12 protein-coding genes are annotated in these 13,827 nt (G+C 44.5%); 6 read left to right on the forward strand and 6 right to left on the reverse strand.

Annotation, left to right across the window (positions count from 1 at the left end):
- The 6 genes from LYNGBM3L_RS47160 to LYNGBM3L_RS09200 form a co-directional block, all read left to right on the forward strand.
- Positions 1-498: IS630 family transposase (locus LYNGBM3L_RS47160; protein ID WP_131827309.1), on the forward strand; the 498-nt coding region annotated here is incomplete at its 5' end.
- A 308-nt stretch (positions 499-806) separates the two neighbouring features.
- The gene (locus tag LYNGBM3L_RS09185; protein WP_044492515.1) at positions 807-1,022 is read left to right on the forward strand and encodes a hypothetical protein; all 216 of its coding nucleotides are present in this window, start codon (positions 807-809) and stop codon (positions 1,020-1,022) included.
- A 148-nt stretch (positions 1,023-1,170) separates the two neighbouring features.
- Positions 1,171-1,365, forward strand: a complete 195-nt coding sequence (locus tag LYNGBM3L_RS47165) for a hypothetical protein (protein WP_229414402.1) — start codon at positions 1,171-1,173, stop codon at positions 1,363-1,365.
- Positions 1,366-1,822: 457 nt separating this feature from the next.
- Positions 1,823-3,031: a transposase gene (locus LYNGBM3L_RS46410; protein WP_008181689.1), complete on the forward strand. Its 1,209-nt coding sequence runs from the start codon at positions 1,823-1,825 to the stop codon at positions 3,029-3,031.
- A gap of 49 nt (positions 3,032-3,080) precedes the next feature.
- Entirely contained in the window at positions 3,081-3,449 is a 369-nt protein-coding gene (locus tag LYNGBM3L_RS40180; RefSeq protein WP_131826911.1) for a hypothetical protein, read from the forward strand.
- Between the two features lie 372 nt (positions 3,450-3,821).
- On the forward strand, positions 3,822-5,351 hold the full coding sequence (locus tag LYNGBM3L_RS09200) for a glycoside hydrolase family 9 protein (protein WP_008181690.1): 1,530 nt from the start codon (positions 3,822-3,824) through the stop codon (positions 5,349-5,351).
- Between the two features lie 439 nt (positions 5,352-5,790).
- On the opposite strand, the gene LYNGBM3L_RS09205 is transcribed toward LYNGBM3L_RS09200, so the two are convergent.
- The 6 genes from LYNGBM3L_RS09205 to LYNGBM3L_RS09230 form a co-directional block, all read right to left on the reverse strand.
- Positions 5,791-7,830, reverse strand: a complete 2,040-nt coding sequence (locus LYNGBM3L_RS09205) for a serine/threonine-protein kinase (protein WP_044492516.1) — start codon at positions 7,828-7,830, stop codon at positions 5,791-5,793.
- Positions 7,831-8,176: 346 nt separating this feature from the next.
- The gene (locus LYNGBM3L_RS09210) at positions 8,177-8,716 is read right to left on the reverse strand and encodes a Rab family GTPase (protein ID WP_008181693.1); all 540 of its coding nucleotides are present in this window, start codon (positions 8,714-8,716) and stop codon (positions 8,177-8,179) included.
- 275 nt (positions 8,717-8,991) lie between these two features.
- The gene (locus LYNGBM3L_RS09215) at positions 8,992-11,400 is read right to left on the reverse strand and encodes an OmpA family protein (RefSeq protein ID WP_008181695.1); all 2,409 of its coding nucleotides are present in this window, start codon (positions 11,398-11,400) and stop codon (positions 8,992-8,994) included.
- Positions 11,401-11,573: 173 nt separating this feature from the next.
- The gene (locus LYNGBM3L_RS09220) at positions 11,574-12,245 is read right to left on the reverse strand and encodes a hypothetical protein (protein WP_008181696.1); all 672 of its coding nucleotides are present in this window, start codon (positions 12,243-12,245) and stop codon (positions 11,574-11,576) included.
- Positions 12,246-12,582: 337 nt separating this feature from the next.
- Entirely contained in the window at positions 12,583-12,825 is a 243-nt protein-coding gene (locus LYNGBM3L_RS09225) for a TIGR02450 family Trp-rich protein (protein WP_008181697.1), read from the reverse strand.
- A gap of 319 nt (positions 12,826-13,144) precedes the next feature.
- Positions 13,145-13,732 (reverse strand): rhomboid family intramembrane serine protease, encoded by a 588-nt coding sequence (locus LYNGBM3L_RS09230; protein ID WP_008181698.1) that lies wholly within the window; start codon positions 13,730-13,732, stop codon positions 13,145-13,147.
- Positions 13,733-13,827: the final 95 nt, after the last annotated feature.

A 13,827-nucleotide genomic window follows, 5' to 3' on the forward strand; every position in this document is an offset into this window, starting at 1 on the left:
GCGCAGCGTCGGGCTTTGCCCGAAAGGCAAGGGAGAGTTAATGTGATGGGAGCTTTGCGATATTCAGATAAAAAAAGATTTGTAGATTTCCTCAAAAAAAGCAATAGTCAAACTTTTTATGAAGTTTTAAAAACCTTTTATAAAGAGCTAGAAAATGAATGGATGGAAGCGGGTAATCAACTAGAAGACTTTGCTAATAAAGGACCGAAAATCGTCATTATTTTAGACAAGGCTAGTTTTCACAAAAAAGCCGAATATATTCATAAAATAGAAGAAGATATGCCGAATATTTATTTAGAATATCTTCCCGAGTATAGTCCTGATTATAACTTAATTGAATTGGTTTGGCATTCAGCAAAAGAATATATTGCCAATCGAGTTTTCAAATCAATTGAAGAATTAGAATGTTTGTTAAATCATCTTTTAAATGAAGGAGGGTTAATTATAAAATGGGTACGAAAAATAAAAAACAAAGGCAATGCTGTTATCACAGTTTAAATGCGCAACAGCTTACTATGCTTAACTTCCCGCCGTTTAAGTTACCTCAAAAAGTTGATAACATCACTACTTTATTAATTAAATTTTCACAACTAATTAGCATAGTCAGTACGTAAAACACCGTCAGGCGAACAACAAAAATACTCTGACGCTACTCCCAAATTAGTTTTTTAAGTTTTTTAACGGTTGAATCCTATTTAAAGTTTTTGTGTTATCTTAAAAGTAAGGAGATACAAAGAAGCCAGCGCAAAGATTACACGACTGGCGCTGGCTTATGGGTCCTCCCCTTAGACAAGGAGATAAATCCTATGTTAAAACCAATTCACCCTGATGGTGAGGGTCACCCCTACCACGAAAACGATGCTCGGTACGAGCCGCTATGGGATGCTCGGTACGAGCCGCTACGCGATCGCATTCCCTCGAAACCCCATGATCACCAACTTGACTGGGGTACTGAACTAGCCATCACCGTACTGGCCCCGGCACAAGACATAGAAACTCTAGCAGTAGAGGACGCCTTATGAAAAAGCCCCGTCCTCTAACCGAAAAAGACCGAGCCTTAATCCAGCGCTACAGTAACTGCCAAATTGCTATGACACCACAACAGGTGCGCTTGACCTTGGCGAATTGAATTCGCCAAGGTCAAGCGCACCTAAGTTTTATGGGAAATGGTTGGTTACTTACGAAGTCATAGCCTGTATTTGCTCCCGTAGCGATGCCACAGTACAGCGCTGGTTTGCCAGAGGTGATAACTATCGCTCTCCCATGCCCATCGATTTGTACCATCTGGCCATAATGGACTTCCTTCTAGAGAATTTTGAGGAAATGCCGGAAAAACTCAAGAATTTCCTCTGTCCGCCAGATTAACAAGATGGGGCGGGGGCGCGGGCTTTCAAGGGTATGTTTTTTAGATTTGGGCATTCGCCTAGGTATTACTCAACAGAAATACATTTTGAAACCCAAACCCCAGGAAGGATTTGAGAATTCAATAAAAATCATTAAGTGACGAATTCTGCTTGATGGCTATCCCCTGACGGGGCGATGGCTGAGACACTTGCACCAACTTGAAAAGTTATTGATTTTGGTAGGTAACTATTGACAAAAGAACTTCGGGTAGCGGTCACACAGAGCGACTGTTGGAGTACTGAAATTTATTTTCAATCACGTTCGTTACCCGCGTTGTTTTGTACTGGTTCCACCATGACGTACCCGCGCCCGGCGCGGAGCAAATTACATTAAATAGTAGTCAGAAACAGGGAATTTATCAAATGTGTTCCATAGTACAATAACTATTGTACATTAAACCCGCGTGACATCAATCACAGTGAACAAAAATCGTCCAATTACTTATCAACAATGGTTACGGGTGGTCATCAAAAAAATGCCTCATTTAAGCAAACCACAAGCAGTAGTATTAGGAATGTGGAGCTTTGCTATTGCGATGACTCATCATTGTGGTTTATCTACTGCAGTTGTGTTTTTGGGGGAAATTCTAGAGCAACCAGAGAACACAATTCGAGAAAGATTAAGGCAGTGGTATAATAGTAAAGTCGATAAAAACGGAAGAAAGCGTAGAGAAATCCAGGTCGAACAGAGCTTTGTCCCGTTGTTACGCTGGATATTAAGTTGGTGGTCATCAGAGGAAAAAAGTTTAGTATTAGCTGCGGATGCTTCCACATTAGGTCAGCGTTTTACTTTATTAGTTATTAGTGTGGTTTATCGAGGTTGTGGAATTCCTGTAGCTTGGAAAATAGTGAGAGCAAACGAAAAAGGCAGTTGGAAACCCTACTGGCTCAAACTCTTAGATTCTCTTCAAGAGGGTGTTCCTTCCGACTGGTTGGTGATTGTCACTACAGACAGAGGTTTATACGCTGATTGGTTCTACGAAGCGATTGAACAATTGGGTTGGCATCCATTTATGCGTATTAACCATCAGGGATATTATCAATCCTCACCAGAGCAACAATTTGTTCCTCTTTCAGAATTAATTACTCAAGTGGGGCAATCTTGGAGTGGAAAGGTAACTTGTTTTAAAACCAACAGTCTGTCTTGCACTCTTTTAGCTCAATGGGATTCTGGCTATGCCGATCCTTGGCTAATCGTAACAGATTTGAGTCCTCAACAAGCACAGATTTGTTGGTATGGTATGCGCGGTTGGATTGAATGTCTTTTCAAGGACATCAAACGAGGTGGTTTTGGTTGGCATCACACTAAAATGAATGACCCTCGACGAGCAGAACGTCTCTGGTTAGCCATTGCTGTTGCTACTTTATTTTTAGTCAGTATTGGTGGAGAGGCCGAGGCGAATTTGCCAGCAAGTAGCTTACCTCCTTTGGATGAAATGAGCTCCTCTGCTCAGACAAAGGAAAATCCGAGCATGCCAGAAAAGCCAATTTTATTGCTAAAAACTAATCCTACTCGATGTTTAAGTTGTTTCAGACGAGGATTTTTAATAATTTTGGCATCTGCGATTAAGGGCATGCCTTTACCTACAGGTAGATTTATTCCCGATTTTTCTCCTGCCCCTGGATGAATCTTAAAAACATACCCTTGAAAGCGCGGGGAGGGTGGGGAGATGGGGTGTGGTAAGTGTGGTAAGTGTGGTAAGTGTGGTAAGTGTGGGGTGGAGGCGCGGGAAGTGTGGGGAGTGTGGGGGGCGCGGGAAGTTATATGAGCAACTGGCTCCTCAAGACGGCGCTACCTTCCAGCTCCGTTCGCACCTCAAGCAGCGTCTGGCTCTGCCAGTAAGCGTGGCCCACAACCTTAGCTCCCTGTTCCCAGATCCGCTGTTCCCTAAGAGTAGGGCAAGAGGCAAGAGGCAAGAGTTAATAAAGTATAGCGCTGCATCACTACTCCCTGTTCCCAGATCCGCTGTTCCCTGTTCCCTAAAATCCAAAAATTTTGTACCGAACCCAATTGAAAACTGCTTAGTTCAAGATACTGTGTGTTAGGGATTTTAATTCTTTACTAAAAATTCACAATAACTTCTAGTTTTATTTAACACTAATATCCTGACAGTTGTAAGCTAATATTAGCTATCGTTACAAAACAAAACTATTTCGGTGTAGCCATTAAGAGTAGTACTACTCAAATTTAAAGTGCTTTTGTCAATCAAATATGAGGCCCTATTATCTCCTTTATTGACGGGGAATTAGAGGCTAGTTCATTGTCCCTGTATTAAACAGGGGTAATTTAACTTGTTTTGTTGTTTTTATCTTCATAAACAACAAAAAATGGTAATTTGACCTGTTTCGTTTTCCCAGTATTAAACAGGGGTAATTTGACTTGCTTTGTTATCAAAGATTACTAATTTTTAATGACTAATGAATGAATCTACTCCTGTTCAACTCGACTCATCCAATGGAAATGGTGAGACTGTACCCAGTATCATCAACACCAATGTTTCACCACAGTTCAACTATGCTGACGCTGTCGAAAAGTCCTTCTTATTTTATGAAGCTCAGCGCTCCGGTAAACTTCCTGAGGACAATCGCATCCCATGGCGCGGGGATTCTGCTCTCAACGATGGTGCTGATGTAGGAGTTGACCTCACTGGCGGTTATTACGATGCTGGAGACCACGTCAAGTTCGGCTTCCCCATGGCTGCTGCCATGACTATGCTAGCTTGGGGGGCAATCGAATATGAAGATGCCTACCAGCACATGGGTCAATGGGATGAGGCTTTGGATGCGATTAAGTGGGGTACCGATTACATACTCAAAGCCCACATCACAGACAGTAACGGTCAAACCGAAGAATTCTGGGCACAGGTTGGATCCGGTGACATCGACCATAGCTTCTGGGGACCGCCGGAAACCATGACCATGGTGCGACCAGCGTACAAAATTGATCCTTTAAATCCCGGTTCTGACCTAGCTGGTGAATCTGCTGCGGCCTTAGCTGCTGCCTCAATTGCCTTCCAATCCACAAACAACAGTTACGCTAATCAACTACTCAATAACGCGAAAGCCCTATTTGACTTTGCCGAGACCTATCAAGGTAACTACTCTGACTCTATCCCCGATGCTGCTATTTTCTACAATTCTTGGAGTGGCTACGAAGACGAACTGGCCTGGTCTGCAACTTGGCTGTACAAAGCAACCGGTGACCAGACCTACTTGGATAAAGCCGAAAGCTACTACCTAGGTATTGATCCTACTCAGACTCAATCCTGGGATCAAAAAGTCCATGGTACTGGCATCCTTCTTGCTCAGGAAACTGACCAGGATAGGTACCGTATCGAAGTAGAACGCTGGCTGGACTACTGGAGTGACGATAGTGGTGAAGGTATCGAATATACTGAGGGTGGACTAGCTTGGTTCAATGACTGGGGTTCCCTACGATATGCTGCCAATACCGCTTTTCTTGCTGGTATTTATAGTGATACCGTTAATGATGGTAATGGTCGTTACTCCGATTTTGCGGCTGATCAAATTGACTACATTCTTGGGGATAATCCCAACAATTTCAGTTATGTCGTCGGTTTTGGCCACAATTCTCCCAAGAATCCCCACCATCGTGGAGCCCATGGTTCTACCACCAATGACATCGAATCACCAACGGACAACCTCAACATTCTCTATGGTGCATTGGTAGGTGGTCCCTCTGAACCAGAGGATAATGCCTATGTCGATGATCGAACTAACTATGCCATTAATGAAGTCGCTCTTGACTACAACGCTGGCTTCACTGGTGCTCTTGCCCGTATGTACCGTGAACAGAACCAACTCAGTCTGGGTTCTAACCTTGAACCAGTAGTGTCTACAGTAGATCCGATCACTAACTTAATATTTGAACCAGTAGTGTCTACAACTAACTCAATAATTGAACTGTCCCCCGCCGGGGAATTCTAAACGGTTGTTATATAGCAGTCGCCAGGGCAGTTAGGACATCGACATTAGTCTCACACCCTTTGTAAGCGATGCAGAGGTGCGACCCGTGGCGAATTTAATTCGCCAACGGAAAGCGCACCTAAGCGGTCTTGGGGGTTTCCCCCATGAGCGACTGCATCAAGAAGCGCAAGAGTTTGACTTCTGACATTTGACTTCTGACAAATGACTTCTGCTATAGCACTACGCATTAAGGTGTTTGACATTGATACAAGCAGCAAAAGCTGTTTTAGTGAACTTTTAGGTGCGACCCGTGGCGAATTTAATAATTAGATGCGGAAAGCGCACCTTTGCATGCATGCCTCTTGCCAATGCCATTGCGCGTAGCGCTATAGAACCCACATTATTAGACTAAAAACCGCTATAGCTCACCCAATTGAGAACTGCTATAAATTACCAATAACTAATCTTCAACCCTAAAGTTAAGTCGATAATTAATCGGTTGAGAAGCTTGAGAAACTACCACAAACTCATAGAAGCCAGATGCTGGCAGCTCCCCGCTCCACTCCCGTTCGGTTGAGTCTTCTAATAGGGGGGTCGTCTTACGGCTAGGACCATAAACTGAAAACAACGCATTTACATCGGTAGCCAGTCTCACTTCCATGAATTGACCACTAGAAAGTTTAGCAGTAAACGCTTTCCCGTCTCCTGGCTCGAGGGTTCCATTGACTTGTTGAACTCCGCCAGCAGCAAACTCAATGCGCTGTAGGGATTTTCCTGATGTCAACGCTTTGATCGTATCCCCAACAATCCCTTGCCACACCTGACCAATAGACTTATCGATAAACTTCTCACCCCGCTGATCTGGAAACTTATGAAAGAATTTAGAATCTGCAATATCATAAGCTGCACGGCTAGAAAGGCGCACCTGATTCACTTGCTGCTTCCAGCGAGTCAGATCTGCTGTCCCATAGCTTCCCAACCCTCTCCGTGCCGTCCGACTCAAATTTAGTAACTCAATCCGGGTCAATAGCTCAAACGCCAGCTTATCCCACTCTTCTCTTAACTTAGCATCCTCTGAACCAGTCCCTAGCTGTCGTTTTTGTTGATTGGGGTACTTGTTCCAAAACGCCTCATTGACTAACTGAACGTAGAACTTTTCGTTAATCTCCAAATTGGCACGACGCTGATCGAGCAATTCCTTGCGCTTTGCCTCGTTTGTGGGAAACCACGAGGGTGGCTTTATGTCCGGTTGATCGATGGGTGATTCCTTTGGTGAGGGTTCCGGCTTAGATCTTTTGCCGAATGTGAACCACCAATTGGTTGCCCAGAAGGTAAAGCCAAATACAGCAGCAGCTAAAACAGATACCAAAACCACCTTGCCAAGCCAATCTAAAACGTTATTATTGCTAGCGCCGGTTAATGGTGTTCCGCTAGCTGGCCTTGCTGGCTGGTTAACCGCTACTGGCTTGGAACCAGGGGCAACTGCTAAGGTCGGTTTAGTCTGAGGGGGTGATGGAGCTGATTGCGGGTCACTGGCAAATTGAAGGTGAGTGGTGAGGTCTCGCAGCACTTCTTTGGCATTTTGGTACCGTTCCCCTGGTCTCGGTTGAAGCATTTTATCCAGGATACGACCTAGGGTGGAGCTAAGGCTAATCTCTCTGCGCCAGTTCCACGTCAGGGTATTGGGGTCAATGATCTGCTGGGGTTCCTGACCAGTCACTAATACTAATATAGTTGCCCCTAGAGCATAGAGGTCACTGTGGGGAAAAACACTTCCTCCTTGCATCTGCTCTGGGGGAGCATAGCCAACTTTACCCAACCGAGTTATGATTGGCTTATTTTGACCAGCCACCTTTGACCCTAGGAACTTCGATGCCACATTTGCTGCTACCTCCTTGACACCGCCAAAGTCAATCAGCACTGGTAAACCATCGGTACTGCGCAAAATCAGATTATCGGGAGAGATATCCCGATGAATCACTCTCATAAAATGGATATATTCCAACACTGGCAGGATTTGGATCAGCAGTTGAGTCACTTCTGCTTCACTAAACCGGAGTCCCTGAGGTCGGCGAGCCTCCAGTAGAGCGCGGTAGGTTTGCCCCTCCACATAGTCCTGAACCAACAATAGGGTGCCTTTGTCCTGTTGTTGTACCTGAAACAACTCACGAAATTGAGGAATTTGAGGGTGTTGCAGTCGATAAAGAACTCCCGCTTCCCGCTCAAATAGTTCTTCTGCTTTTTGTAAGGCGTGGTTACCTTGAACTTGGGGAGCAAATTCTTTTAGCACACAAGGTTCATTAAAGCGGTTAAGGTCTTGAGCTAAATAGGTGCGTCCAAAGCCTCCGTGTCCCAACTCCCGGACGATGCGGTAGCGACCACCCAGAATCTTCCCAGTGTCAAAGGTTTTGGCTAAGGATGGCAGCATCTCGCCACAAACCCGGCAAAACTTATTGTCATTGGGATTCTCATGTCCTTTACTACAATAGAGGGGCGTCATGGGATTTTGGATGTTGGATGTTGGATGTTAGATTTTTTCCCAGGGCTTGGTCCGGGAGACTTGACACAGTGTGTGCTGATTGCTCGACCTGTTGACTCAGTAGTTGACTAAGCATAGGTATATCAGCTACTGTGCTATATATATAAAGATATATAGCATTTCTAAAATAGGCGAGATATATTTTGGATTTTAATTTTGGATTTTAGTTAATAGGCAACAGGCAACAGGCAACAGGCAACAGGCAACAGGCAACAGGCAACAGGCAACAGGCAACAGGCAACAGGGAAAAAATCTTGTGTACCTCATTGCTATGAGAACCGCTATATATCACTATATATATAACTAATTATTCCTGTTGAAGCGTTCCGCAACCTAATTGCTGAAATATGTCATCGACGTATAACCCGGTTTTCGCTGAGGTATAATAACTGGCTATGACTTGGTCTTGCTGGGCAGTTTTTTTCTGTAACATCTGTTTCAATTCCTCCAGTTTTTCTTGATCCACTAAGTCTGATTTATTTAAGGCAGTAATAATCACCCCTTTGGGATTGATGGATAAAAACAGATCGATATGATGAACAATGTGCTCAATGGTTTCCATGCGAGTTACATCAGCAACAATAATTGCACCCTGAGCTCCTTTTAAATAAGTTGGTGAAATTCCCTTAAATTTAGTATGACCTTCTAAATCCCAAATCATCAATTTTATATCCAGCAGTTCTGATCGGGTTTCATCCTTAAATTTTATGATTTTGCGGGAAATTTTCACTCCGACTGTTGAAAGATATTGGTCACTAAACACACCCTCCACAAATCGGCGGATTAGGCTAGTTTTGCCTACACCAAAGTCTCCAACTAGGCAAATTTTTCGATCAATAGTGGACATTGTTACTGGTTGCTGACAACTGGTTTGAACTCTCGGGGATTGTAAACAGTTGTTAAGATATGGGCGTGGCTCCACATCTGAACAGGTTTACGGTATGATTTCTTCAGCGGACTTGAATACCTATTGCTCACCGACCGTATGTTCCCAGACAGCACTATGGTTTTAGTGTTAGTGATCTATTGCAGTCGTTGAATCACCTCCTGATTCCAGATTGAATAGACAAGGGACTAAAGTCCATAACTTGTTGTGATCTCCTAGCTAAACCAAAGGGGCTTTCAACTGGGTTTGTTGGTAAACGGATCAAATACGACACATCGATTTAACCACAGCGGTTGACTAGCATCAACATCTGGGGGGCGTTTGCCAACCCCACGCACTTGCAGCCGTTTGGGATCAATGCCTTGCTGAACAAGCACATCTTTTACCATTTGGGCTCGTTGTTGTGCCAATCCCTGATTTTCGGTAAGTTGACCCCTAGGATCGGCGTAGCCGATTATCCTCAGGTGCTTTTGAGGATACCGCTCCATAAATTCCTTAATTGATCGGATTTTAGTGCCTATATCCTCTGGTTTCAACTGGGCTGAACCAAGATCAAAGTAGATCCGGCTGGTAACGTCTAATCCGTGGAGTTGTAAATTGTTCTCGACCGACTTGACACCGGGAATGCTCTCAAAGGCTTGGATAATCTTAGGGAAATCTTTAGCATAGAGTATCGCTCCTTTTACGGTCACCCTGCCTTCTGTATAAGATGCTACAATTACCACTCCATCCATTTGATTCAAGGTGTTTCTCACCCGTTGGACTTGAGCTTGGGTTAACTCATCAGTATAGGGGAGTTCGATCACCTCAATTTGATTATCCAACGCTAAGTTAGGGGCCGCAGCTTTGGCAATTTGCTCGACGTTTGAGCGCAGAGCCTGATTCGGTAGCTGTCCAGCTAGCTTTAGTCTCTGGCGATTGGCTTTAACTGTTAAACCATAATCAGACACTTCTGGGGCATAATAGGCGAGGGCAAGTTGAGTTTTTTGCTCAATGCGACGGTTTATTTTAGCCCTATGCTGATAAAATCCCCCAAATACAGCGATTAAACCCAGAAGCCCCAAGCCAAGCACCAATAAGGCCGGGGGTTTCTTGCCTTTTTTCCGATTTTCCTGAGTATCACGACGCCCTTGACTAAGGGATTGATCTAATAAATTTTGTAAAATTCCCTTGACTCCCACCGGGATAGTTGTATTATCTCCATCAAAAGACCTGATCGGTTTACCATAATGGGTAATAATAGTTTTTAGGCTTTCCCGCAACTGATTAATGAACTGCTGGGTGGGTGCCCCTTGAACTACCACGGCCAGGTAGCAGTATCCCTCTACTTCCAGGATGATCTTGGATGTACCATATTCAATAGCATCGATTTCTGCCACATCCCCAGACTGAGCGATACAGTCATTGACAAAGCTACGGATAGCGGTGAGCATTCCTGCTACCATATCTGACTCTAGATGCTGGCTGTCAGAGGGTTGTACCTCGGCAATCACTAAACCAGAGTCTTTGTGAATCAAAAAGATAGCTCGCGCCTGAAACAGCATCACCTCCCGAAACAGCAGTTCCGCTTCAGAAACCCCCTGCACCTTAGCGCGAATCTTGCGCTTAATTGCTTCAACGCTGAGGGCATTTTCCAGCTTCTCATTGATAGCTCGGATTTCTTCTGCTAAGTATGTGGAAATGGTACTGCCAATGACCGGATACAGAGCATTTACCATGGCCTCTGGCTCAATTATAATCTGTTGCCGGATAGCTGCTGCCATTTCTGGTGCGATCGCAAACCCAACTTCCTCTGGACACTCCATGATCCGGGAGGAAATAGCTACTGGAACTGCGGGAGCGATCGCTTCTCCCACACACACTTTATCCTGTTGAGTTCTGTGGTCAATGACTTCATCAATGATGGGAGTCAGGGAATCGGTCACCGAGGTACTGAACTGAGCTACCGTGAGATCCAGCAGCTTAGCCATCACTGGTAGCAATAGCTTAATCAATTCTTGAGGTTGATCAATCCGATGCTCAAGCCTGCCTTGTCTCTGGGCTAGGGTTTCTATCTGGTCACGAAACTCTGCCATTTCTGGAGATATCACCAGTTCTTGCAAAATCTCAGCCAAGATGTCTAATTCCTGGGAGGTGTCGTGATCAGACTGTGATGGCAGGTCTTGGTTGGTTTCTGTGGCTTCGGATTGGACTAAATTCTCAGCTAATACTGGATCTTCGGAATTTTGAGGCATTTGCGGCAGATGCTCCTTTGGTGTAGGAAGCTGTGGTGATGGGTTCTGATGGGGAAAAACTTTGACACCGAAGGATTGGGGTTGATCCCTTTCTTGAGCTAATGGTTCTTTCTCCTGAACCCTAGACGGGAGGCTGCTACTCCCACGGTCAGTTTGAGGTTCAATAGCTGGAACCTCAAGGTCTTGGAATGAATATTTTTGGACAGTGTCTGCCTGATCAGAGGTCATCCCTTGCTGCTCAGATTTAGGGTGTTGGCTAGGTTGCACCGTCTGATCAATAATCTTGAGGTCAACGAGTAAATTCAGTAAATCCTTCAACTCGCCTTCTCGGCTCGAATTGACCTCAATTGACTCTGATCTAGAATTTTCCGGCTGAGAGGCATCAGCCGGATTTTGGTTTGAAAATGCCACTGGTGGCTATCCGTTACTATTTAACCTTTTGCAAAAATTAGCGATGCTCTGAAAGAGCCGCTACCCGATGAAGCGAAGCTTCCGCTAAAAGCGATCGCACTTTGATTTAAAACTAATCTTAGCGAGAAAATCCAGTTAATTTTTGTGGCTGCCATTGCTCGACTGTGCCAAGTCTATTCCAAAGTCTGAGTTTGCTTGATTAACTGGAGATGATCGTCATCATTAGTAGCAGTTTCTGAGGTGACCGTACCATTATGACCTTTGGTCTGTGGTAATCCAGACCACCCATCACTAGCTTCTTTGAGTGCTGGAACCAATTCAGTCCCTTTGAGCCTCAAACCCAACTCTAACAACATGTCTCCGAGATCTGCTTTCGAGGCTTTGGCATCTTTGAGCTGTGCAAATTTAGTTTCCAGCTCGGCCAAGATCTGCTTTCTGAGATTGATCACATCTTGCTGATGCTGTTCTTTAGTTTCTGAAACTGCCTTCTTTAGGGAGGTGGACTGCTTGTAGACTGTCTCGTCGAGCACCTCAATACTCTTAGAAAACTTTTTGTTCAACAGTTCCACCCGTTCCTGAATCTCATTCCTCTCTTCGGCTGCAGTTAAACTAAGATTACTTATTTTTTTCTCGAGGGAATCTACCCCAGCAGCTATTTCTTTTGAGAGAGTCGTTTTGATCTGCTCAACGCGATCGCGTATTTCCTGCTGCCACATGGATAGGTCAGACTCTATCTTCGTGAAGCGAGTATCATACTCTCGCAGCTTAGAGCCAATAATTATATCACGTATCTTCTCAAGGTTTCCCAGTCTTTCCCGCATTTCTGCTTGATTGATTCCATCCATGACCATAAAACCCTATTCCACAATAAACAATGAACTATAAACAATTACTAGCTTGCCCTGAATTCAAGGAGCGTGCCATTTATCTTATCAATCCGATGCTGCTGTGAACCGGAACCGTTGTGTGACAAACATCTTGAGCCCCATCACTAACCAGACAAAATACCTAAAACCTATTACCATTAGCTTACAGCCAAGACTTTTAATCATCTGCACCAAGGATTTCGCCTTGACCGAGTAGGGGGTTCGTAAGCATATGCGCTACAGATGGTGCTACTTGAGGTGCTATCAGCTTATGCGCCCGCAGCGTGGCCAAAGGCCAACGGCTGAATACTTACGGTTACTCTTCGCTTTCGATTTCGGCTAAAGATTTCCAGCCTGCTTGCCACAAGCCAGGATCTTTAAGCTGTTTAGCATTTAGCCAAAAACGGACATTCGGGTCACAAGAAGCTACCATTTCAGCAAACACCCACTTTCCTTGGTTTTTACGATTGACCACTTGGAAATGCCGCCAGCCCCAAGTTTTCTGTTTAGCTGTCCATTTTGAACCCACAAGATGAGGGAATTTCTGTTTTTGAGCCATTTCCTCTATGGTCTGATTATCAACCTTCTAGTGGTGAGTGCTGAGTAGGGAAAAAATTTTCGTTCTTTATTGGTTATACGTAGAATATTGAGACTGTTATACCTCTGGCTAACACTAGGTTTTTAGACTTGACCCAAGGAGCGAGGATCCCCGCGATTCTCCTTTGGAGACACTACGTGAACACATAATTCTTGATAAAAGTTTCTCTAGTTCTACTCAAAACCTATTACTCACACCAGCAGACAGATAGTTTGAATCTGTTGGGGACCCACAAAGTCTGTCTGGTTTGATTTTCCCACTGAGTAGTCAAAACTCAGCACTACGAAGAGAGTTTACGCTTTGCCAGTAGACGTGCGGCTAGGATACCGCCGATAAAACCAAATAAATGTCCTTGCCAAGATACATGGGGCTGTGAAGGTAAAACACCCCAAACTAAACCACCATAGAGGAAGCCGACTAGAATTGATAGAAAAATTGAGGGTAGGTTTCGTTCAAAGAAGCCTCTAAATAGCAGAAAACCTAGGTAGCCAAAGATCAGCACACTTGCCCCAATGTGAACTGAATTGGGAGCGCCCAACAGCCAAACCCCAAGACCACCCACCACCATGGTGATGGTGGTAACTACGAAAAAGTCGCTAGTTTCTTGCAACATTACAAACCAGCCTAGGACAAGAAAAGGTATAGTGTTGGAAATCAGATGAGAAAAACCACCGTGGAGAAAAGGGGCAAATAAAATACCCCGCAGCCCAATCGGGTTACGGGGGATGATGCCATATAGATCAAGTTTCCTTCCAAAAATGAATATATCCACCAGCTCTACAATCCACATCAGAGCGACCCATCCACCGAGGATTATTGCCTGAGTTTGTAACTCACTGGTTATTGATTGTCTTTCCTGCCTAGTCATTGTTGATGAGTTGATGGTGAACAATAATATCGAAACCAATAGACAAATACCGACATTGGCTTACTTCGCAGGTCTTGAGCCATGTCTACACACTA

Origin of the sequence: Moorena producens 3L (genome assembly GCF_000211815.1) — a bacterium.
GTDB lineage: Bacteria > Cyanobacteriota > Cyanobacteriia > Cyanobacteriales > Coleofasciculaceae > Moorena > Moorena producens.